Origin of the sequence: Nonomuraea sp. NPDC005650, from assembly GCF_040605375.1 — a bacterium.
Classification (GTDB): domain Bacteria; phylum Actinomycetota; class Actinomycetes; order Streptosporangiales; family Streptosporangiaceae; genus Nonomuraea.
On record NZ_JBEXCR010000018.1, the window covers coordinates 131786 to 152916 of the forward strand.

General features: G+C 71.0%; 18 protein-coding genes. 12 read left to right on the top strand and 6 right to left on the bottom strand.

Going from position 1 to position 21131, the window contains the following annotated elements; translation table 11 throughout:
• Window positions 1-25 precede the first annotated feature (25 nt).
• From ABZS69_RS29995 to ABZS69_RS30030, 8 genes are all read left to right on the top strand, one after another.
• The gene (locus ABZS69_RS29995) at window positions 26-1645 is read left to right on the top strand and encodes a PspC domain-containing protein (protein ID WP_355378438.1); all 1620 of its coding nucleotides are present in this window, start codon (window positions 26-28) and stop codon (window positions 1643-1645) included.
• Entirely contained in the window at window positions 1635-1835 is a 201-nt protein-coding gene (locus ABZS69_RS30000) for a hypothetical protein (RefSeq protein WP_355378440.1), read from the top strand. The genes ABZS69_RS29995 and ABZS69_RS30000 overlap by 11 nt, the downstream gene beginning before the upstream one ends.
• Window positions 1836-1906: 71 nt before the next feature.
• A complete protein-coding gene (locus tag ABZS69_RS30005) occupies window positions 1907-2389 on the top strand; it encodes a (2Fe-2S)-binding protein (protein ID WP_355378442.1) in 483 nt (160 codons plus the stop codon).
• Window positions 2386-4749, top strand: coding sequence for a xanthine dehydrogenase family protein molybdopterin-binding subunit (locus tag ABZS69_RS30010; RefSeq protein ID WP_355378444.1), 2364 nt, complete (start codon window positions 2386-2388; stop codon window positions 4747-4749). The genes ABZS69_RS30005 and ABZS69_RS30010 overlap by 4 nt, the downstream gene beginning before the upstream one ends.
• Window positions 4746-5600 carry a xanthine dehydrogenase family protein subunit M gene (locus ABZS69_RS30015; protein WP_355378446.1) on the top strand — a complete coding sequence of 285 codons (855 nt, stop codon included), beginning with the start codon at window positions 4746-4748 and terminating at the stop codon, window positions 5598-5600. Before ABZS69_RS30010 ends, ABZS69_RS30015 begins: the two co-directional genes overlap by 4 nt.
• A gap of 96 nt (window positions 5601-5696) precedes the next feature.
• Entirely contained in the window at window positions 5697-6389 is a 693-nt protein-coding gene (locus tag ABZS69_RS30020; RefSeq protein ID WP_355378448.1) for an SRPBCC family protein, read from the top strand.
• Window positions 6390-6575: 186 nt separating this feature from the next.
• The gene (locus tag ABZS69_RS30025) at window positions 6576-9203 is read left to right on the top strand and encodes a CDP-glycerol glycerophosphotransferase family protein (RefSeq protein WP_355378450.1); all 2628 of its coding nucleotides are present in this window, start codon (window positions 6576-6578) and stop codon (window positions 9201-9203) included.
• Window positions 9203-10267, top strand: a complete 1065-nt coding sequence (locus ABZS69_RS30030) for a glycosyltransferase (protein ID WP_355378452.1) — start codon at window positions 9203-9205, stop codon at window positions 10265-10267. The genes ABZS69_RS30025 and ABZS69_RS30030 overlap by 1 nt, the downstream gene beginning before the upstream one ends.
• A 6-nt stretch (window positions 10268-10273) precedes the next feature.
• Here the strand turns inward: ABZS69_RS30030 and ABZS69_RS30035 are convergent, their stop codons facing one another.
• Genes ABZS69_RS30035 through ABZS69_RS30045 form a run of 3 tightly spaced genes read right to left on the bottom strand, consistent with a single transcriptional unit; the run spans window position 10274 to window position 13650 of the window.
• On the bottom strand, window positions 10274-11311 hold the full coding sequence (locus ABZS69_RS30035) for a sulfotransferase (protein WP_355378453.1): 1038 nt from the start codon (window positions 11309-11311) through the stop codon (window positions 10274-10276).
• Between the two features lie 20 nt (window positions 11312-11331).
• Window positions 11332-12153 carry a CDP-alcohol phosphatidyltransferase family protein gene (locus tag ABZS69_RS30040; RefSeq protein ID WP_355378455.1) on the bottom strand — a complete coding sequence of 274 codons (822 nt, stop codon included), beginning with the start codon at window positions 12151-12153 and terminating at the stop codon, window positions 11332-11334.
• Between the two features lie 48 nt (window positions 12154-12201).
• Complete coding sequence (locus tag ABZS69_RS30045) at window positions 12202-13650, bottom strand: glycosyltransferase family 2 protein (RefSeq protein ID WP_355378457.1); 1449 nt, start codon at window positions 13648-13650, stop codon at window positions 12202-12204.
• 133 nt (window positions 13651-13783) lie between these two features.
• Here ABZS69_RS30045 and ABZS69_RS30050 point away from each other — a divergent pair, with 133 nt between their 5' ends.
• Window positions 13784-14290 carry a GNAT family N-acetyltransferase gene (locus ABZS69_RS30050; RefSeq protein WP_355378458.1) on the top strand — a complete coding sequence of 169 codons (507 nt, stop codon included), beginning with the start codon at window positions 13784-13786 and terminating at the stop codon, window positions 14288-14290.
• The gene (gene pseI / locus ABZS69_RS30055; RefSeq protein WP_355378460.1) at window positions 14287-15330 is read left to right on the top strand and encodes a pseudaminic acid synthase; all 1044 of its coding nucleotides are present in this window, start codon (window positions 14287-14289) and stop codon (window positions 15328-15330) included. The genes ABZS69_RS30050 and pseI overlap by 4 nt, the downstream gene beginning before the upstream one ends.
• Here pseI and ABZS69_RS30060 read toward each other — a convergent pair.
• Complete coding sequence (locus tag ABZS69_RS30060) at window positions 15311-16276, bottom strand: hypothetical protein (protein WP_355378461.1); 966 nt, start codon at window positions 16274-16276, stop codon at window positions 15311-15313. The genes pseI and ABZS69_RS30060 overlap by 20 nt on opposite strands.
• Window positions 16273-17028, bottom strand: coding sequence for an NTP transferase domain-containing protein (locus tag ABZS69_RS30065; RefSeq protein ID WP_355378462.1), 756 nt, complete (start codon window positions 17026-17028; stop codon window positions 16273-16275). The genes ABZS69_RS30060 and ABZS69_RS30065 overlap by 4 nt, the downstream gene beginning before the upstream one ends.
• Before the next feature lie 77 nt (window positions 17029-17105).
• Between ABZS69_RS30065 and pseB the strand changes: the two genes are divergently transcribed.
• Both pseB and ABZS69_RS30075 read left to right on the top strand, forming a co-directional pair.
• Window positions 17106-18083, top strand: a complete 978-nt coding sequence (pseB, locus tag ABZS69_RS30070; RefSeq protein ID WP_355378464.1) for a UDP-N-acetylglucosamine 4,6-dehydratase (inverting) — start codon at window positions 17106-17108, stop codon at window positions 18081-18083.
• Window positions 18083-19207 carry an aminotransferase class V-fold PLP-dependent enzyme gene (locus ABZS69_RS30075; RefSeq protein ID WP_355378465.1) on the top strand — a complete coding sequence of 375 codons (1125 nt, stop codon included), beginning with the start codon at window positions 18083-18085 and terminating at the stop codon, window positions 19205-19207. Before pseB ends, ABZS69_RS30075 begins: the two co-directional genes overlap by 1 nt.
• Here the strand turns inward: ABZS69_RS30075 and ABZS69_RS30080 are convergent.
• Complete coding sequence (locus tag ABZS69_RS30080) at window positions 19204-21090, bottom strand: glycosyltransferase family 2 protein (RefSeq protein WP_355378466.1); 1887 nt, start codon at window positions 21088-21090, stop codon at window positions 19204-19206. The genes ABZS69_RS30075 and ABZS69_RS30080 overlap by 4 nt on opposite strands.
• Window positions 21091-21131: the final 41 nt, after the last annotated feature.

Here is a 21131-nt window from a genome sequence, read left to right on the forward strand (position 1 = left end):
CCACGCGTAGGTCCACGATGGTGACATGACAGAAGCTCCGCCCAAAGAGCCGGCCGCCCCGCCCCGGTCGCTGCGACGCAGCAGCGAGGGGCGCTTCCTCATGGGCGTCTGTTCCGGTCTTGGGCGGCGCACGGGCATCGACCCCGTAGTGTTCCGCGTGGGTTTCGCCGCGCTTGTGCTCGGCTCCGGCATCGGGCTGTTCCTCTATCTCGCGGCGTTCCTGCTGATGAAGGAGCCGAACGGCCGGCCGGGGATCATCGAGCAGTGGACGCGCCGCGACTTCGACGCCGAGACCGTGATGGCGTTGCTGACGGCGGTGCTGGCGTTCGGGCTGGCGCTCAACCTGGCGACGGTGTGGCTCGAAACGGGCACCCTGGTGGTGGGCGTCCTGCTCGCCGTCTCGCTGCTCGCCGCCCACTCCAGCGGGGTGGATCTGGTGGGGCTGGCCCGCTCGATGCCCGAACGGCTGAGCAGGAGGCAGACGGCTGCTGCTCCTGAAGCTCCAGAGGCTCCAGAGGCACCGCCGGTCAGGCCGACGCCGACCGCGGGGCCTTCGCCCGTCAGGCCCACACAGACTGCGGAACCATCGCCTGTCAGGCCCACGCCGACTGCGGAACCATCGCCGGTCAAGGCCACACCGGCTGCGGGGGCAGCGCCGGTCAAGCCCACGCCCCCGGTCGAGGAGCCTGCCGCCCCGGAGCCGGTCCAGGAGGCCGCAGTCCAGGAGGCCGCCGCTCCGGAGCCGGTTCAGCGGGGGCCGGAGGCTGTTGAGGAGCAGGAGCCGCCGACCCGGGTGCACGAGGCCGCCCCCCGCCGACCCACCGGCGAGGACGCCAAGGTCACCGCCGAGCACCGGGTCCCCTCGTACCAGCCGCAGCCCAGGACCCGCGCCGACTACACCCCCTACGGCGAGCCGTTCGCGCCGAGCGGCCCCTACCAGCCGCTCGACCCGGCCAGGCGGGCCACCGGCTACTCGCCGTACGACCCCGCCCTGTACGGCCGTCCGATCCCCAAGAAGGAGCGGAAGCGGCGTCCGAAGTCGTACATCGGCGCCATCACCATCCTGCTGGCAATCATCATTGGAGGGATCGTCGTGGCGGTCCAAGCCAGGTCGGCCGCCGGAGTGAGCCCGACCATCATCGGCGGCACCGTGCTCATCACGATCGGCGCCGGGCTGCTGGTCGCCGCCTGGTGGGGACGCGGGGCCGGGCTGGTGGCCGCGGGGACGCTGGTGGCGGTCATCGTTGCCCTGGGCTTCGTGCTCGGGGGCATCCCCAGGAACATCGGCGAGTCGGAGTGGACGCCGACCAGCGTGACCCAGTCGAGCATGCTGTACGACGTGGGCGTCGGCGACGGGCGGCTGGACCTGTCGGAGTTGAAGCTGGAGCCGGGCGGCGAGGTGACGTTCAACGCGGCGGTGACGATGGGCGAGCTGATGGTGATCGTGCCGCCGACGGCCAGGGTGGAGGTGCACGCCACCAACAAGGTCGGCGACGTCAAGCTCGACCATTCGGTCAGGGGCGGCGTGGACGTGCGCTGGAACAAGGTGCTTGAGCCCGAGATCAAGCCCGACGGCAAGGTCCCCACGATCATCCTCAACCTGCGGGGCGGGCTCGGGGACATGGAGGTGCGGCGTGCCGCGTGAGGTAGAGCGGCGGCGCCTGCACCGCACCGACTGGATGGCCCTGCTCAGCGGTGTGCTCTTCGTCGTTCTGGGCATTCTCATAGTGACACGCGCGATCACGGATCCGCTGGTCCTGATCGGCGTCTTGGTGCTGGGATTGGCGTTCGCGGGGCTGGTGGCGATCATCGCCAGGGTGGTTCGTGGTAAGTAACCCTTGACCGAAACAGGCACCGGCGTAGGTTCGGGTGTGTCCGCCAATCCCCTGCTCCTGAGGGAGGACGTATGCCCCGAATCGCCGTCACCGTCGACGGGATCAAGTACGAGGAGGATGTGGAGCCGCGGCTCCTGCTCGTACATCTGCTAAGAGAGCGGCTGGGCAAGACCGGCACCCCTGTCGGCTGCGACACCAGCAACTGCGGCGCCTGCACGGTCATGCTCGACGGCAAGAGCGTCAAAAGTTGCTCCGTGCTCGCCGTGCAGGCCGACGGCTGCGAGGTCCTCACGATCGAGGGCCTGGGCGTCAACGGGTCGATGCACCCGATGCAGCGGGCCTTCCACGAAGAGCACGCGCTGCAGTGCGGTTACTGCACGCCCGGCATGGTCATGGCCGCGATAGACCTGCTCAGGGAGAATCCCGAACCGTCGGAGGAGGCGATCAGGGAGGGCCTGGAAGGCAATCTCTGCCGCTGCACCGGCTACTGCAACATCGTCAAGGCCGTACGCCGGGGCGCGCACGAGATGGGGCAGGCGGTGACGACGCCATGACCATCCAGCAGGAAGCCGGGCCGGAAGTAGGCAGGCCGCGCAAGCGGAAAGAGGACGCCAGGCTCCTGACCGGGCGCACGCAGTGGACGGACAACCTCTCCCGCCCCGGCATGTTGCAGGTGATGTTCCTGCGCAGCCCGATGGCTCATGCGAGGATCACGCGGGTCGACGTGTCGGGAGCGCGTGAGCTGCCCGGGGTCGTGGCGGCCTTCAGCGGGCAGGACTTCGCCGCCGAGCAGGGCAGTCTGCCGTGCGCGTGGCCGGTGAGCGAGGACATCGTCATCCCCGACCACCCGCCGATGGCGGTGTCGGAGGTCAGGTACGTCGGCGAGGCCGTGGCCTGCGTGATCGCGACCGACCGCTACCGCGCCGCCGACGCGCTGGAGGCCATCGACGTCGAGTACGAGCAGTTGCCCGCGGTCCTCGACATGAACGAGGCGCTGACGGACGGCAGCCCGAAGGTGCACGAGGCGGGCAACAAGGCGTTCAGCGTCAAGATCACCTCCGGGGACCTCGAGGCAGCGTTCAGGGACGCCCCCGTCGTCATCGACCGGACGTACATACAGCAGCGGCTCATCCCGAGCGCGATGGAGCCGCGGGCGGTCCTGGCCGACACCGACGGCGACGCGTTCACGATCTGGTCGGCCACGCAGATCCCCCACGTCCTGCGGGTCATGCTGGCCGTGGTGACCGGCATCCCCGAGCACAAGATCCGCGTGATCGCCCCCGACGTGGGCGGCGGGTTCGGCTCGAAGCTGCAGGTCACCGCGGAGGAGGTGCTCTGCCTGCTGCTCGCCCGCAAGCTCGGCAGGCCGGTCAAGTGGACCGAGTCCCGCTCCGAGGGCAACCTGACCGTGCACCACGGCCGCGACCAGATCCAGCACATCCGGCTGGCCGCCGACGCCGACGGGCGCATCCGCGGGCTGCAGGTCGACCTGCTGGCCGACATGGGCGCGTACCTGATGCTGGTCACGCCGGGCATCCCGATGCTCGGCGCGTCGATGTTCAACGCGATCTACAAGATGGACGCGTACGAGTTCGGCTGCACGGGCGTGTTCACCACCAAGATGCCCACGGACGCCTACCGGGGCGCGGGCCGTCCGGAGGCCACGTTCGGCATCGAGCGGATGATGGACGAGCTGGCCGCCGAGCTGAAGTTGGATCCGGTGGAGGTGCGCAGGCGCAACTGGATCAAGCACGACGAGTTCCCGTACACCACCATTTCCGGCCTGACGTACGACTCCGGCAACTACGAGGCGGCCACGGACAAGGCGCTGTCGCTGTTCGGTTACGACAAGCTGCGCGCGGAGCAGGCCGACCGGCGGGACCGGGGCGACCCGGTGCAGCTCGGCATCGGGGTCAGCACGTACACGGAGATGTGCGGCCTTGCCCCGTCCAGGCTGCTGGGCGAGGCCAACTACGGCGCGGGCGGCTGGGAGCACGGCTCGGTACGCATGCTGCCCACGGGCAAGGTCGAGGTCATCACCGGCACCTCGCCGCACGGACAGGGCCACGTGACGTCGTGGAGCCAGATCGCGGCGGACGCGCTCGGCGTGCCGTTCGACGACGTCACGGTGCTGCACGGCGACACGGCCATCGCGCACAAGGGCATGGACACCTACGGCTCGCGCTCGCTCGTCGTCGGCGGCATCGCCGTGCTGAAGGCGTGCGAGAAGGTCAAGGACAAGGCCCGCAAGCTCGCCGCGCACGTGCTGGAGTGCTCGCCGGACGACCTGGAGTTCCGGGCTGGGGCGTTCAAGGTGCGGGGCACGGACTCGCAGAAGACGATCCAGGAGCTGGCCTACGCCGCGTTCACGGCGCACGACCTGCCGGAGGGCGTGGAGGCGCGGCTCGACTCCGATGCCACGTTCGACCCGGAGAACTACTCCTTCCCGCACGGCACCCACATGTGCGCGGTGGAGGTGGACACCGAGACCGGCATGGTGAAGATCCGCTCGTACGTGGCGGTCGACGACGTCGGCAAGGTCGTGAACCCGCTGATCGTCGAGGGCCAGGTGCACGGCGGCATCGCGCAGGGCATCGCGCAGGCGCTGTTCGAGGAGGCCGTCTACGACGCCGAGGGCAACCTGCTGACCACCACGATGGCCGACTACCTGCTGCCGTCGGCGGCGGACCTGCCGACGTTCCAGCTCGACCGGACCGAGTCCCCGGCGACCAGCAACCCGCTGGGCGTCAAGGGCGTGGGCGAGGCGGGCACGATCGCCTCGACCCCGGCCGTCGTGAACGCCGTCGTGGACGCCCTGCGCCCGCACGGCATCCACGACGTGCAGATGCCGTGCACGCCGGAGCGCGTCTGGCGAGCCCTCAGGAATCGGGCCCAGGAAGGAGAGCGGCGATGATCCCCGCGCAGTTCGACTACGTGCGCCCGGGTTCGCTGGCGGAGGCCTGCCAGGCGCTCGCCTCCGACGAGGACGCCAAGGTCCTGGCGGGCGGGCAGTCGCTGCTGCCGCTGATGCGGCTGCGGATGGCGTACCCGTCGACGCTGGTCGACGTCGGCCGGCTGCCCGAGCTGAAGGGCGTGCACGACCGCGGCGACCACGTCTTCATCGGCGCGATGACCACGCACGACGAGGTGCTGCGCTCCGGCGTCGTCCGGGCCGACTGCCCGCTGCTCGCGCTGGCCACCGCCCAGGTGGCGGACCCGGCGATCAGGCACCGCGGCACGTTCGGCGGCTCGCTGGCCCACGCGGACCCGGCGGGCGACCTGCCCGCCGTGGTGCTGGCGCTGGACGGCGTGTTCGTGGCCGGGTCGGAGGAGGGCGAGCGGGAGATCCCGGCCGCCGAGTTCTTCGTCGACTACTGGGAGTCGTCACTGCGTCCCGGTGAGATCCTGGTCGGGGTGCGGCTGCCGAAGCTGGGCGCGGGCTGGGGCTTCCACTACGAGAAGTTCCACAGGACCGCCCAGGCGTGGGCCATCGTCGGCGTGGCCGCCGCCGTCAGGCGCTCCAACGGATCGATCGCCGAGGCCAGGATCGGGCTGACGAACATGGGCTCGACGCCGCTGCGCGCCCACGCCGCCGAGGCCGCGCTGGAGGGGGCGGAGCTGGGCGACCAGGTTCGCCAGGCGTGCGAGGAGGCGGCGGCCGGCACCTCGCCGCCGTCCGACCTGCACGCGCAGCCCGACTACCGGCGGCATCTGGCCAGGGTGCTGACCCACCGCGCGGTCCGCACCGCGGCCGGAACGCCCTGACCAGGGCCGGGCCGCGGACTGGTCGAAGGGGGCGCCTCTTCCGGGGCGTCCCCGCCCCGGCGTAGTGTCGCAACCAGCGGGAAAAGGAGCGGATCGATGGCGATGCGGTTCGAGCACGAATTCACTGTTCCAGTTCCGATCGAGCAGGCGTGGGCGGTGCTGCTCGACGTCGAGCGCGTCGCGCCGTGCCTGCCGGGGGCGACGCTGGACGTCTTCGAGGGTGACGAGTTCACCGGCAGGATGAAGGTCAAGGTCGGCCCGATCGTGGTGACCTACAAGGGCTCGGCCAGGTTCGAGGACGTCGACAAGGACGCCTACACCCTCGCCATCCAGGCGTTGGGCAAGGAGGCCAGGGGCTCCGGCACGGCCTCTGCCACGGTCAAGGCACGGTTGACGCCGGTCGACGAGGCCACCAAGGTGGCCGTGGAGACCTCGTTCAACGTGACCGGGCGGCCCGCCCAGTTCGGGCGCGGCGTGATGGCCGAGGTCGGCGGCAAGCTCGTCGAGAAGTTCGCGGCCAACCTGGCCGAGCTGCTGTCCGAGCCCACGGTGGAGCAGGTCGCCCCCGCGCCGGGCCAGGAGGAGGAGCGGCACCTGACGGCGGTGCCGTCGCCCGAGCCGGAGGCGCGGCCCGCGGGCACGATCCGCACGTCGCGCACGCCGGACGAGGAGGCGTTGGACCTGCTGGAGATCGCCGGGCAGCCGCTGCTGAAGCGCCTGGCACCCGCCGTGGGCGCGCTCGTGGCGCTGCTGGTCATCGTCTGGGTGATCCGCAGGCTGCGCCGCTGATCACCCGAAGCCTGCTGATCACCTGAAGCCCGCTGATCGCCCGAAGCCCGCCGATCGCCCGACGCCGCTGATCACATAAAGGGCAATGGGCTGATTTTCAGCAAATACTCCATCAAGTCCGGACACTTCGCTCACGCTGGGGGAAGTCCCATTTCCGCGGGTGATTGAGCCAGCGGGGGGACTTCGATGCCGGACTGCACCGTGGTGGTCATCTCCTACAACGACGCCGCCCGCCTGCCCAGGGCCGTACGTTCGGTGCTCGGCCAGTCGCTGCGCGATCTCGAAGTGATCATCGTGGACGACGCGAGCACGGACGGCACGCCGGAGGTGGCCGCCCGGCTGATGGACAGCGATCCGCGGGTGCTCTACCTGCGCAGACAGGTCAACAGCGGGGGCTGCGGCGCGCCCAGGAACGACGGGATCGACGCCGCGGCCTCACCGTACGCGATGTTCCTCGACAGCGACGACGAGCTGCCCAGGCACGCCTGCAAGAGCCTGCTCGCCGAGATCGAGCGGACCGGGGCCGACTTCGTGTCGGGACAGATCTCGCGGCTGTTCGAGTCGAACGGGCGGCTGACCCCGTACTACCCCGAACTGTTCGCCAGGCGGCGGGTGGTGGAGGGGATCCGCCGGGAGCCCGAGCTGTTCCTCGACTGCTTCAGCACGAACAAGCTCTACAACGTGGGCTGGCTGCGCGACCACGAGCTGCGCTTCCCCGAGGACATCCATTACGAGGACCACGTCTTCTCGACCGGGCTGTACGCGGTGTCGCGCAGGTTCGCGATCGTGCCGTGGACGGTCTATCTCTGGCACCGGGCGACGACGAACGACTCGATCTCGCTGAGCGTCGACGACCTGGAGAACGTGCGGCAGCGGGTCATCGCGGCCAGGCTGAGCGACGGCGTCCTGCGCGACCACGGGGCCGGGGACCTGGTGCCCCACAGGCAGCGCCGGTTCGTCCGCCAGGACCTGCGGGTCTACCTCAACCCGCTGCCGGCGCGGGAGCTGGTGTGGATCAAGGAGTTCGCCGCGGTGGTCCGGCCGTACCTGGAGGAGCTCCCCCGCTGGGTGCTGGAGGAGCTGGAGCCGCTGGACCGGGTCTGCTGCCAGCTCATCCTCGACGACCGGGCCGAGGACCTGCGGGTGGCCGCGGCCTCGCTCACCGGGCCGAAGGCCGCCCCGCGGTCGGCGGTGCGGCTGAACGGGCGCACGTACTGGGGGACGACGGTCTCGCCGGGCATGGACATCACGAAGCTGCGGCTGGCCGAGCTGCCCTTCTCCGAGTCCAGGCTGCGGCACGAGCTGACGGAGATCGTCCCGGACGGCGAGCAGGTGCGGATGACCGTGCGCACGTACGACCCGTTCGGGGCGCTGCCGCTGGACTGGACGGCGGTCCTGGAGCTCGGATCCCTAAAAATCCCGATAAAGCCGCAGCCGTCCGGCGGCGGAGGCTACGTCACCGACATCCTCTGCCGGCCCACCGGCGGGTGCGATCCGCGCATCGTCTTCACCAGGACCTCCGACGGGCACACCACGTCCGACCGCATCCTCGCCGACCCGCGGTTGCGGCCCGTCGAGCTGCCGGGCTGCCTGGTGAAGGCCGAGGGGTACGCCGCGTACCTGTGCGTACGCCCCGACTCCGTCACCCGTTCGGTGTTGCGGCGGGTCAAGCAGGTGCTGATGAGACGGCTGAACACCCCGGCGAACAAGCTGCGGGCCTACAAGCTGCTCATCAAGGTGGTGCCCCCGCGGCAGAACCTCGCGCTGTTCGAGTCCGACGTCGGCAAGGGCTACAGCGGCAGCCCCCGGGCCATCTACGAGGAGCTGCGCCGGCGCGACCTGCCGATCGACGTGGTCTGGTCGGTGGCCAGGGGCCGCCGGAACTTCCCGCCCGACGCGCGGCTCGTCCGGCGCGGGAGCTGGGCCTACATCTGGACCATGGCCAGGGCCGGGATCTGGGTGGACAGCCACGGGTTCCCGCTGGACTACCCGAAGCCGCACGGCACCCGCTACCTGCAGACCTGGCACGGGCAGGGGATCAAGTCGATCGGGTTCGACGCGCCCGACCTGCGTACCGACTTCGACGGGCCGCGGGCGCAGTGGCGGGCGGCGGTGGCGCGGTGGGACGCGCTGGTCTCGCCGAGCGCGGAGTTCTCGCGGGTGTTCCTGCCGTCCAACGGGTACGCGGGGAAGGTCTACCGGTGCGGGACGCCGCGGTGCGACGCGCTGGTGAAGGCCGAGCCGGCCGATGACGTGCGGAAGCGGCTGGAGATCCCACCCGGGCGAAAAATCCTGCTTTATGCGCCTACGTACAGGGATCGGGCCAAAGGCAGCGGCCAGTCCGTACGGGTGGATCTGGAACGGCTGGCCGACGAGCTGGCCGGCGAGTGGGTGGTGATCCTGCGTACGCATCCGGTGGAGCGCTACAGCCCTCCCGAGCACCTCAAGCACTTCGTCCGGTCCGCCGGGTCGTATCCCGAGATCAACGACCTGATGCTGGCCTCGGACGCGCTGCTGACGGACTACTCCTCGGTGATGTGCGACTACGCGCTCACCGGCAAGCCGATGCTGTTCTACATCGACGACTGGGACGACTACCGGCTGTCCGAGCGCGGCGTCTACCACGACCTGCCCGCCATCGCGCCGGGCCCGTGCGTGTCGACCACCGCCGAGCTGGTGGGCGCGCTCAGGCGGCTGCCCGACCTGCACGCCGCCTACGCCGGCCGGTACGCGGCCTTCCGCGGCCTGTGGTGCGCCGACGAGCGCGGCGACGCGGCCGCCAGGATCGTGGACGACTTCTTCGAGGGCGTGTGATGAGCGTCGTCTTCGCCTGCGTGGACGCCGACACGCTCGGCGGCGTCCAGCGGGTGACGCACACCCTCGCCCAGGGGCTGGCCGGGCGCGGCCACGAGGTGCACGTGGTCGGGCTGCACCGCGCGGCGGCGCCGTTCCGGTACGTGGACGGCCCGCTCTACCACCACCACGTGATCAGCCAGAGCCCCACGAGGTCGCGGGGCCGCCTGGCCCGCAGGAGAGCCGACCGGCGGCTGAAGGAGCTGCTCGGGGAGATCAGGCCCGGCTACGCGGTCATGACCTCGCCGTCCGTGGTGGCCCGGCTGTCGGGGCTGCTGCCCGCGTCGTTCCGGCCGATCGGGCAGTACCACGGCTCGTACGACCACGCCCGCGGCTGCTGGCACCTCGGCTCCATCAAGCGGCACTACCCCGGGCTCGACCAGGCGGTGTTCCTCAGCGAGGACGACGCCCGGCTGTTCTCCGAGCACGCGCTGCTGCCCAACTCCTGGGCCCTGCCGAACCCCCTGGCCCACTGGCCGGAGGAGCTGTCCACGCTCGACGCGCCGCGCGTCCTCGGCGTCGGCCGGCTGGAAGGGGTCAAGCGGTTCGACCGGCTGATCAGCGCGTTCGCCCGCTCGGACGCGCCGCCCCCGTGGGAGCTGCACCTGATCGGCGACGGCACCGAGCTGGACCGGCTGCGGGAGCACGCGTTCAGGGAGGGCGTCGGCGACCGCGTGGTCTTCAAGGGGCTGGTGCCGAGCGACCGGATGCCCGCCGAATACCTGGACGCCTCCGTCCTGGGCCTGACCAGCGGGCACGAGGGGCTGCCCGTCGTGCTGCTGGAGTCGGCCGCGCACGGGGTGCCGTCGGTGGCCTTCGACGTCTCGGGCGGCGTGCGTTCCGCCGGGTCCCTGCTGGTGCCGGCGGGGGACGTGGACGCGTTCGCGACCGCGCTGGGCGGGCTGGTCGCCTCCGCGGAGGAGCGGCTACGGCTGGGGACGGACGCCCGCGCACGGGCCGAGGCGTTCCGCCTCGACCACGTGCTCGACGGCTGGGAGCGGCTGTTCGCCCACATCCGGCGCTAGACGGCGCTAGACGGGCTCGGCCATCTCCGTACGCTGCTGCGGCACGCCCGCCAGGGACCGCTGGCGCGCGGTGAGCATCGCGGCCACGGGGCTCGGCTCACGCAGCCGGTTGAAGCGGTCGCGCACGTGCTTGCGCATGCGGCTGGCCTTGCGCTTCTGCATGGTCTTCTGGGCGGCCGTCACGTGCTCCTTGGCCGGCTTGGGCGCGCCGGTCAGCTCGTACCCCATGGACTCCAGGCGGTCGCCGAGCATGTGCTCGCACAGCGCGATCTCCCAGTCGTCGAGCCGGTTCGCCCAGCTGCCGACGCGGGTGCGGATGACCTCGCCGTGCGTGTTGCTGTGCCAGACCTTGTGCTGCGGCACCGCCACGCTGGCCGCCTCGCGCGGGGAGACCATCGAGGCCGAGAATTCCTCGTCGAGGAAGTGGCAGAGCTTCTTCAGCTCGGTCATCGGGTCGTCGGTGAGGTCCTCGTACCGCAGTTCGTAGTACGTGTCCTCGCCCAGCGTGCGCTTGAGCCGGCCGCCCGCGTCGATGGCCTCGGCCCAGGTGGAGACCGCGTGGAAGGAGTCCAGCGTGTACCAGGGCATCTCCTTCAGCGAGGCCACGCAGTCGCGGCCGTCCCTGATGAGGTGGATGAACTGGGCGTCGGGGAAGAGCCGCAGCAGCAGGTCGACCTGCTTGACGTAGCTGGGCCGCTTGTCGCCCCAGCGGGCCTTGTCGAACCGGTCGGCGTACATGCGGAAGGCCGTCCCGATCACCGATCCCAGCGAGCCGGGCCCCTCCACGGCCTGCCTGACGAACTCGTCCTTGTCGATCTTGAGCTCGCGGAACTTCGTGCTGCGGTCGGTCGCGATCCACTGCGCCAGCGCGCGGCGGCGGGCGCCGATCCGCAGGTCGCCCCACGTCCGGCGGCGGTAGTAGGCGGGAATGAGGAAGCGTGTCTCCGGAGGCACCGCCATGCGGGGGTGCGAGTGGAGCATGAGCTGGAGCATCGTGGTGCCGGACCGCGGACATCCAATGACGAAGACTGGCCGGTCGGACATTTCTTAATAACCCCCGAAAACTAGACGAGAACGTGCTCTCGGCTCTCCTGAGACGAGGCCACGCCGTGCCTGCGCGTGAAGCGCCACATTCGGTAGACCAGGAAGATCTCGTTGACCAGCAGCAGCACCCCGGCCGCCGCGGCGAGCGGGATCAGCGCCCATTCCCCCGTGAGGGGCGCGACCACGAACACCGCGGCGTGAAACTCGATGCCGCTGATCAAGTGCGAGCGGACCCGGTGCCGGGCCAGGAACCTGTTGAAGCGCCTGGGGAAGCTGCGCGGCCGGCGTGCCCTAGGGACGAGCGCCACCCGCTCCAGAGCGTCGAGGTCCTCCTCAAGCCCGGGCTCGGGCTCCCCCCGCTCCTCCCTGACGGCGTCGCGTACGCGCTTCATCTGCGGCGCGTTGACGTACCGGAAGAGGTCCAGTACGGCCACCGCCGCCCCGAGCACGACGTAGCGCACGTCCGAGGTGAGGGCGTACTGCCCGTATGCCAGCCCCCCGGCACACAGGACCACCCTGACCCGGTCCCCCACGTAGTCGAGCCAGAGGCCGAACGGCGTGCCCGTGCCCTTCAACCGGGCGATTTTGCCGTCCACGCAGTCGATCATGAAGCTGAGATAGAAAACCACCGCGCCCGCAATGTGGTGGTTCAGGGCGAAACAGGTGGCCGACACCGCGCCGAGGACCAGCGAAAGCACGGTGAGGGCGTTGGGTGTCAGCCGGGTGTGGTTGGCGACGGGAAGGGCGACCCGACAGGCGACCGGGTCCACGAAATAGACGGTCCACCAGGAGTCTCTCCGCTTGCGTGTCTCGAAGACGTCATCGAGCGAATAGGTCCTCATGGACTCCAGCATGACCACGCGACGTGCCTGATCGATTACTGTCTGGAACTACTGGGTGATGTCCATGCCGCTTCTTGACCAACCCGGCACGGAAAACCGCCACGCGGAGTTCGCGTCCCCGTCCCTGAACCAGCTCTTGAGCACGAGGCCACGGGTCTCGGTACGCACCATGAGGCGCCAGGTCGGCCCTCCGCCTTCGAGCCGCCTGGGGTCGAAGGCCATCGACACGCCGTGTCGGCCGGCCCGCCGGACCTCCAGCGGCACCCGGCGGCGGCCGTCGCTGAGCCACAGGTTGAGCTTGCCGACCTTGTGGTCGACCCGGTGGATCGCCACCTGCCCGCGCAGCCGGTATTCGGACCCGGTCCACGCGCACTCCTCGACCCTGGCGACCAGCTTGAGCTCGTCGCGGGCGTCGAACACCTCGTCGGGGATCCGGAGCCGGCGGCGCTTGCGGAAGAAGGGGTAGTCGCCGTACCAGTTGGTGACGCGCAGCCCCCGCGGCACGATGCGGGTGCCCTCCTCGCAGGTGCGCCGGAACTCGCGTACGGTGCGCAGCTCGGCCACCAGGCCGCGCCTGAGCAGGTGCAGCTCCAGGCGGCGCAGCGACGGCGCGGTGGCCAGCGCCTTCGGGCTCAGCGTGGCCAGCCACGCGTCGGCCAGCTCCAGCAGCGCGCCGCTCTCCTCGCTGCCCTCCAGCGCCTGGAACAGGAACACGATGTCCTTCTCCAGCACCAGCGCGTCGAAGCCGTCGAGCAGCTCGGGCGCCCGCTCGTCGAGGAAGGCGCGGACGGCGCGGATGGCGGCCAGCCGGTCCCAGAGGTTGGGCAGCTCGGCCCGGCGCTGCGTGATCGAGGTCTCCCCCGCGTCCCGCTTGCGCCAGTGGTAGACCACGTGGCCGATCATGTCGACGCTGCCGGCCAGGACGTGCGCCTGCATGGCGACGGGCACGTCCTCGTAGATGCCCGAGGGGAACGTCAGCGCGTTGCGCTCCCAGAAGTCGCGCCGGTAGACCTTGTTCCACACCGTGCGGTCCCTGACCAGCACCTGCTTGTCGGTGATGTGGGTGCACAGCTCGGGCCGCCGGAAGGCCTTCTCGTGCAGGATCGACTCCTCCAGCACGCCGTCCACGAGCCGCGACACCGCACCGCACGCCAGGTCGGAGCCGGTCTCCGCGAGCGTGCGGACGAGCCGCTCGTACGCCTCCGGCGGCACGATGTCGTCACCGTCGGCGAAGGCGAGATAGGTGCCGCGGGCCTGCCGGATCCCCATGTTGCGCGCGGGGCCAGGGCCCAGGTTGTCCCGCTGGTCGATGAGGGCGAAGCGGTGGTCGCGCGCGACGAAGTCCGCGGCGACCCGCCGGCTGCCGTCGTCGGAGCCGTCGTTGACCAGGATGACCTCGATGTCGTCCAGCGTCTGCGCGGACAGAGATTTCAGACATTCCGTGATGTACGGCTCTACGTTGTAGATCGGGACGACCACGCTGAGCAGGGGGATCATTCCGAATCGCTCCTTGGCTCTCGGGATGTGGGTTCGAGGGCAGCATGCCTTGACCACTCCGTGGATTCCGTGTCCCTGATCAGCTCTTTACCGGACGCATAATCGGCTACGTTGTGCAATTGATTGAACACCAATGGTAGGGGGAGCGGTGCTGAGAGGCGTCGAGGACAAAGATCTGCCGTCCATGCGGCGATGGCGCAACCATCCACGCGTGCGAGCGGCCAGCTTCGCCACGCACACGATCGGAGAGGACGAGCACGCCCAGTGGTGGGAGGCCGCCCGGGTCGACGCGCGCAAGCGCGTGCTGATCTACGAGCACGAAAGGGTCCCAGCCGGTGTGGTGACCTTCTTCGGCCTGTCGTCCGAGAGCGGCTCCTGGGGCTTCTACCTGGACCTCGACGGGCTGGAGCAGTCGGGGGAGCTGCTTCGGGCCTGGATCGGCCTGGAACGGGCGGCCGTCGAGCACGCCTTCCAGACGCTCGGCCTTACGACGTTGCGCGGGGAGGTGCTGGCCTGCAACGAGGCGGTCAGGCGGCTGCACCGGCGGTTCGGGTTCATTGAGGTCGGGGCCTACCTGCGGGACGTCGACGGCGAACCCCGCGACGTCGTCGCCATCCGGCTCGTGAAGGAGCAGACATGATCACTATCGAGGGACGGCCGATCGGGATCAACCACCCGCCGTTCATCGTCGCCGAGCTGTCCGGCAACCACAACGGCAGCCTGGACCGGGCGCTGGCCATCGTGGACGCGGCGGCCGCGGCCGGGGCCCACGCGCTGAAGCTGCAGACGTACCGGCCCGACACGCTGACCATCGACTGCGACGGGCCCGCGTTCCGCGTGGGCGACGGGCACGAGCTGTGGGGCGGCGAGAGCCTCTACCGGCTCTTCGAACGCGCCCACACTCCGTGGGAGTGGCACCAGCCGATCTTCGAGCGGGCGCGCAAGCACGGGCTCACCGCGTTCTCCACGCCCTTCGATCCCACGGCGGTCGAGTTCCTGGAGAAGCTGGGCGTGCCGGCGTACAAGATCGCCTCTTCGGAGATCGTGGACCTGCCGTTGATCAGGCTCGCGGCCGCCACCGGGAAACCGCTGATCCTCTCCACCGGGATGGCGTCGATCGGCGAGATCCACTCCGCGCTGACCGCCGCCCATGAGGCGGGCTGCAGCCAGGTGGCCCTGCTGTCCTGCACGGCCAGCTATCCCGCCTCCCCCGACGAGAGCAACCTGCGTTCGCTGATGGTGATGAGCGTGCTCACCGGCGCGGTGGTCGGGCTCTCCGACCACACTCCGGGCATCGGGGTGTCGGTGGCCGCGGTGGCGCTGGGTGCGTCCATCGTCGAGAAGCACGTCACCATGTCGCGCGCCGACGCCGGGGTGGACTCGGCCTTCTCGCTGGAGCCGGACGAGCTGGCGCAGCTGGTGGTGGAGACCCGGCGGGCGTGGCTGGCGCTGGGAGAGGTGACCTTCGGGCCCCGGCCGTCCGAGCGTGAGGGGCTGCGCTTCCGCCGGTCGCTCTACGTGGTGCGGGACGTGCGCGCGGGCGACGCGGTGACCCCGGAGAACGTACGCTCGATCCGGCCCGCGGGCGGCCTTCCTCCGGACGCGGCCACGGCCGTCATGGGGCGCCACTTCACCAAGAGCGTGCCCTCCGGCACGCCGCTCACCTGGGATCTGATCTAAGGAGCGCGTCGGCGACGCGTTCCCTGCCCTTGCCGTCCACGAGGCCACGGCCCAGCCGCCCGTGCTCCTCGCGGGCGGCGGGGTCGGTAAGCAGATGGGCGAGCACGCCGACCGCCGCTGTGTCGACCGCTCGCCCGAGCCCGGCCGCGACACCCCGGCCGACGAGCTCGTCGTACCCGATGAGCTGGTTGTCCGCCACCCAGCTCAGGGCGGTGGGGACGCCGAGGTGGAGCAGCTCCCAGACGGCCGACCCGGCGGCGGTGACCACGAGGTCGGCCCCGGCCATGAGCTCGGGCAGCCGGTCCGTCGGCGGGATCACGGTGATCGGCCCGCCTGCCTCGAACGGCATGGGGCTGACGACCGTGGCCTCGAACGGCACCCCGGTCGCCAGGAGCGCCCCGGCCCAGGCGGGGGCGACGCCGGCGCTGTCGGTGCCGCCGAAGAAGCACAGCACGCGCGGCGCCGGTCCCGTCGACCGGGCCCGCCGGCGCCCGCGCACGCTGTCGCGCAGGAGCACGTAACGGGCACCGGCCAGGCGCCGGGCGGGCCAGGGGAAGGGGCGGCGCTCCGCGCCGAGGTTCTGGTCCAGGTGCAGGTCCGCTTCCTGGCCCAGCGGGTCGCCGTCCACGATCGCCAGCACGGTCAGCCCCGCTCCGCGCAGCGCCGCGCCCGTCCCCTCCGGCAGGTCGTACGAGTCGAGGACCGCGGCGTCCAGCTGGAGCTCACGGGCCAGCGCGGCCAGCCGTACCGGCTGCTCGGGGGCGGGCACCAGCGGCAGCGCGCGCTCCCGAAGCTGCGCCCGCGCCCAGTCGGACCCCCGCACCTGTCCGAGGAAGACCACCTCGACGCCCCGGGCGCGCAGCTCCTCGGCCAGCGCCACGCACCGCACCAGGTGGCCGACCCCGCTCCGCACCCCGGCGTCGCACCGGAAGCCGACCCGGATCACGCGTCCTGCAGCGCTTTCTGCCGCACGTGGGCGTTGAGCCCGCAGATCTCCGGCCGCTCCCGCAGCCAGCTCACCAGCCTCCCGTACGGCACGCACCGGTCGCCGAACCCCTCCACCACCCGGGAGATGAGCCGCCAGTCGTCCTCGGTGTCGAGCGTCACCCGCAGGTCGTCGGCGACCGGCTGGTACGTGAGCCCGAGCAGCCGCGTGTCGTCCGGATGCGAATAGACGTAGGAGGTCACGTGCGTGCGGTGGAAATCGGCGGCCTCGGCGTCGGCCCGCTCCAGCGCGCCCCGGCTCACGATCTCCACGTCGAGCCCGCGCGGCATCGTGCGCGCCAGCGCGGTGCTCAGGTAGCCGAGCCCGCGCACGGCACGGAACACCAGGGCCGCCTCCCTGATCACGGCGGGGTCCAGCAGCGGGCAGTCCGCCGTGAACCGCATCATCGCGTCCCACCGCCGCCCGGCCAGCGCCTCCATGAACCTCGTCAGCACGTCGTCCACCGGCCCCCGGTGCCACGACACGCCGAGCCGGCGGCACTCGGCGACCACCGCGTCGTCGACCTCCTCGGTCGTGGTGGCCACCACGAGATCGTCGAGCGCGCCCGCCTCCCGGGCGGCGCGGACCACCCACCCCAGCACCGACCGGCCGTGAAGTTCCCGGAGCACCTTGCCCGGCAGACGCGTCGAGCCCATCCGTGCCTGAACAATCCCGACAATGCGCACCGAAGCCCCAATCCCCCGTGTGACCATGTGTCGCCAGCCGATCGCGCTATGCTACCGCCCTGCTCGAATGACTACAGCGCGTAAACGCGAATCCAGGGGGCCACGTGAGCATTCTCAGTGGATCGTCGATTCTGATCACCGGAGGCACGGGGTCCTTCGGCAAGGCGTTCATCCGCAACGCACTCGACTCGCTGGGGGTGCGGCGCCTGGTGGTCTTCTCCCGCGACGAGCTCAAGCAGTACGAGACCAGGCAACTCTTCGGCGACGACGACCGCCTGCGCTGGTTCATCGGCGACGTCAGGGACCGCGACCGGCTGACCCGCGCCATGCACGGCGTGGACTACGTGGTCCACGCGGCGGCGCTCAAGCAGGTCGACACGGCCGAGTACAACCCGTTCGAGTACGTCCGCACCAACGTCGCCGGATCACAGAACGTGGTGGAGGCCGCGATCGACAGCGGCGTGCGCAAGGTGGTCGCGCTCTCCACCGACAAGGCCTCCAGCCCGATCAACCTCTACGGGGCCACCAAGCTGGTCGCCGACAAGCTCTTCGTCTCCGCCAACCACTACGCCGCCGCCCACGAGACCCGCTTCTCCGTCGTCCGCTACGGCAACGTCGTCGGCAGCCGGGGCTCGGTGGTGCCGCTCTTCCTGCGCCTGGCCGAGCAGGGCACCAGCCTGCCGATCACGGACAAGCGCATGACCAGGTTCTGGATCACGCTCGACCGGGCGGTCAGGTTCGTGGTGGACTCGTTCGACCTGATGCGGGGCGGCGAGCTCTACGTGCCGCGCCTGCCCAGCATGCGCATCACCGACCTGGCCGAGGCGCTGGCGCCGAACAGCCCGATCTACGAGATCGGCATCAGGCCGGGCGAGAAGCTGCACGAGGAGATGATCGGGCCGGACGACGGCCGCAGGACGCTCCGCCTGGCGGACCGGTACATCGTCCTGCCCACGATCGCGACCTGGGGCTACACGCCGCCGGAGACCGGCGAGCCGCTGCCCGAGGGCTTCTCCTACCGCTCCGACACCAACGACGAATGGCTCTCGGTGGACGACCTGCGCGCCATGGTGGCCGGCTGATGCTCCCCTACGGGCGGCAGTCGATCGTCGAGTCCGACATCGAGGCGGTCGCCGAGGTGCTGCGCGGCGACTGGCTGACCACCGGGCCCGCGGTCGGCAGGTTCGAGGCGGAGCTGGCCCGCTGGACCGGCGGCGTGCCGTGCGTCGCGGTCACGTCGGGGACCGCCGCGCTGCACGTCGCGTACGTGGCGGCCGGGGTGCGGGCGGGCGACGAGGTGGTCACCTCGCCGCTGACGTTCGTGGCCACGGCCGCCACGGCCGTGCTGCTGGGCGCGCGGGTGGTCTTCGCCGACGTGCAGCCCGACACGGGCAACCTGGACCCCGACGCCGTCGCCGCCGTGCTCACCTCCAGGACGCGGGTCGTCACGGCCGTGGACTACGCGGGCCATCCCGCCGACTACGACGAGCTGCGCGCGGTCGCCGACCCGGCCGGGGCGCTGCTGATGGCCGACGCGGCGCACTCGATCGGGGCCGCGTACAAGGACCGGCCTGTGGGGGCGGTGGCAGACCTGACGACGTTCTCGTTCTTCCCGACCAAGACCGTGACCACGGCGGAGGGCGGGGCGGTGGCGGCGGCCGACCCCGAGCGGTTCGGGCGGGCCGCCCGCTTCAGGAACCACGGTCTGGTCAGGGAGCCCGCCGACCAGCGCGAGCCGGACGTGGGCGGGTGGCACCAGGAGGTGCACGAGTTCGGGCTGAACTACCGGCTGCCCGACGTGCTGTGCGCGCTGGGCGTCAGCCAGCTCCGGCGGCTGGAGCGCTTCCGCGAGCGGCGCTCCGAGCTCGTCGCGCGCTACAACGCGCTGCTGCGCGACGTGCCGGGGCTGACACTGCCCGCGCGGCGCGCGTACGTGCGGCCGAGCTGGCATCTCTACCCGGTCAGGGTCCAGGACGGCCGGCGGCGCGAGGTCTACGAGCGCATGCGTGCCGCCGGCATCGGCGTGCAGGTGAACTACCTGCCGGCGTACCGGCACCCGGTGTTCGAGGACCTCGGCTACCGGCGTGGGCTCTGCCCGCGGGCCGAGGCGTACTACGCCGAGGAGCTGTCGCTGCCGCTGTTCCCCGACCTGACCGACGCCCAGCAGGACCGGGTCGTGGAGACGCTGGCGGGCATCCTGCGCTAACGCTCGGCGAGCAGCAGGCAGCCGTCCTCGCCCCGGTCGACGAGGAAGCGTCTGGCCGCGACGGTCGCGACCGGACGCTGCTCGGTCCGCACCAGCGGGCGCAGAGGTTTGCCCTGGTCGATGACGACCTCCCACCACGACTCGTGGCCGACGCTCTCGTCGATGTCCGCCAGTGGCACCCGCGCGTGGAAGTCCTGCCCCGCCAGCGCCACCGGGAAGTACATCTCCTCGCCGTCGCTCCTGCGCCGCAGCCGCAGCACCGGCTCGCCGTCGCCGACGTCGGCGATCTCCCCCGAGAACACCAGGTCGCCGCCGTCCACCCGGCACTCCCCGATGATCGCCCGCGCCTTGCGCAGGCGCAGGCCCCAGGCGCCCTTGGCGCTGCGGATCGGCACCAGCCACACGCCCGACCTGCGCCGCGGCGCGGGAATCCGGGGCGGCAGCCAGCGCGGCCCGGCCACCCGGCCGTCCAGCCGCAGCCCGTGGCCCCTGAGCTGCACGCGCAGGTCCCATCGGCCGCGCCTGGCGAGCTGCGCGGGCGTCAGCACGGCCGGGTCGAACGCGAAGCGGAACGGGAACGCGTGCTCCGGCAGCGCGCCGCCGTCCTCCTGCACGACGCTCTCCCAGGTGGGCGCGCTCACCTCGTCGGACAGCGGTATGGTCTGGCCCGTCCTGCGCTCCTCCAGCCAGATCCGCACGCGCATGCGGCGCAGCTCCCCCACCTCGAACCGGCCCACCGCCACCCGGCCCACCCCGACGAGCACGCTGTCGCGCCAGTCGAGGTCGACCAGCCTGGCGACCAGGCTCAGCTCGTCGGTGACCTCCGACAGGTGCGCCGGCATCGACGGGTGCCGGCCGTACCAGCGCCTGCGCAGCCACCCGGCCGCGCCGACCCGCGGCTGCAGCTGCCCGCAGCGGTCCTGGGTGAAGACGTACGCCAGCTCGCCCAGGCGCCGCTGGTGCAGCAGGTGGACCTGGAGGCGCTGCGCGAACGGGATGCTCTGCCAGGCCTCGCGCGACACGCCGTCGAGATAGCGGACGATCATGTCGAGCAGGGCCGGGTCAGCCGTCGTGCCCATGGCGGCCATGGCCTCCACGGCGACGGCCATGTCGATGTCCAGCGTGTCGCGGTCGAAGTCGGGCTTGAGCCCCGGCGCCCCGCGGCCGAGCAGGGAGGCCGTCTCCAGCACCGACAGCAGGCGGTCGTGCAGGTTGTCGGGCTCCAGGCAGCGCTGGGTGATCGAACTGGCCGGCTCGTCGCGCTGCCGCCAGTGGTAGACGACCGAGGCCAGCACGTCCACCGACCTCGCCCCCACGTGGGCCGCCATCGCGACGGGCTGGTCCTCGTACATGCGCTCGGGGAAGCTCAGGCCGAGGCGGTCCCAGAAGGAGCGGCGGTAGACCTTGTTCCACAGCATGCGGTCGCGGATCAGCAGCGGGTGGCGGGTGATGTGGGTGCTCTTCACGGGCCTGGCGAACGCCTCCCGGTGGGCCCACGACGGGATGAGCAGGTTGCGGTAGAGCCGCATGACGTTGCCGCAGGCCAGGTCGGAACCGGTGGATTCGAGCGAGGTCACCAGGCGCTTGAACGCGTCGCGCGGCACGGTGTCGTCGCCGTCCACGAAGGCCAGGTAGCGGCCGGTCGCCTGGCGCACCCCTACGTTGCGGGCGCGACCCACGCCCATGTTGTCCTGTCTGATGAGACTTATCCGGCAGTCGTCTGCCTGCCTGGACTCGACGACCGCGGGGCTGCCGTCGCCGCTGCCGTCGTCAACGCAGATCACCTCCAGATCGCCCAGCGTCTGGGCGGCGATGGAATCCAGGCAGGGTCCGATGTACTTCTCGACGTTGTAGAACGGAACGATCACCGAAAGAACCGGCACACCCATTCCTCTTCCTCTTGTCTTACGTCCTTGGGGCCCGC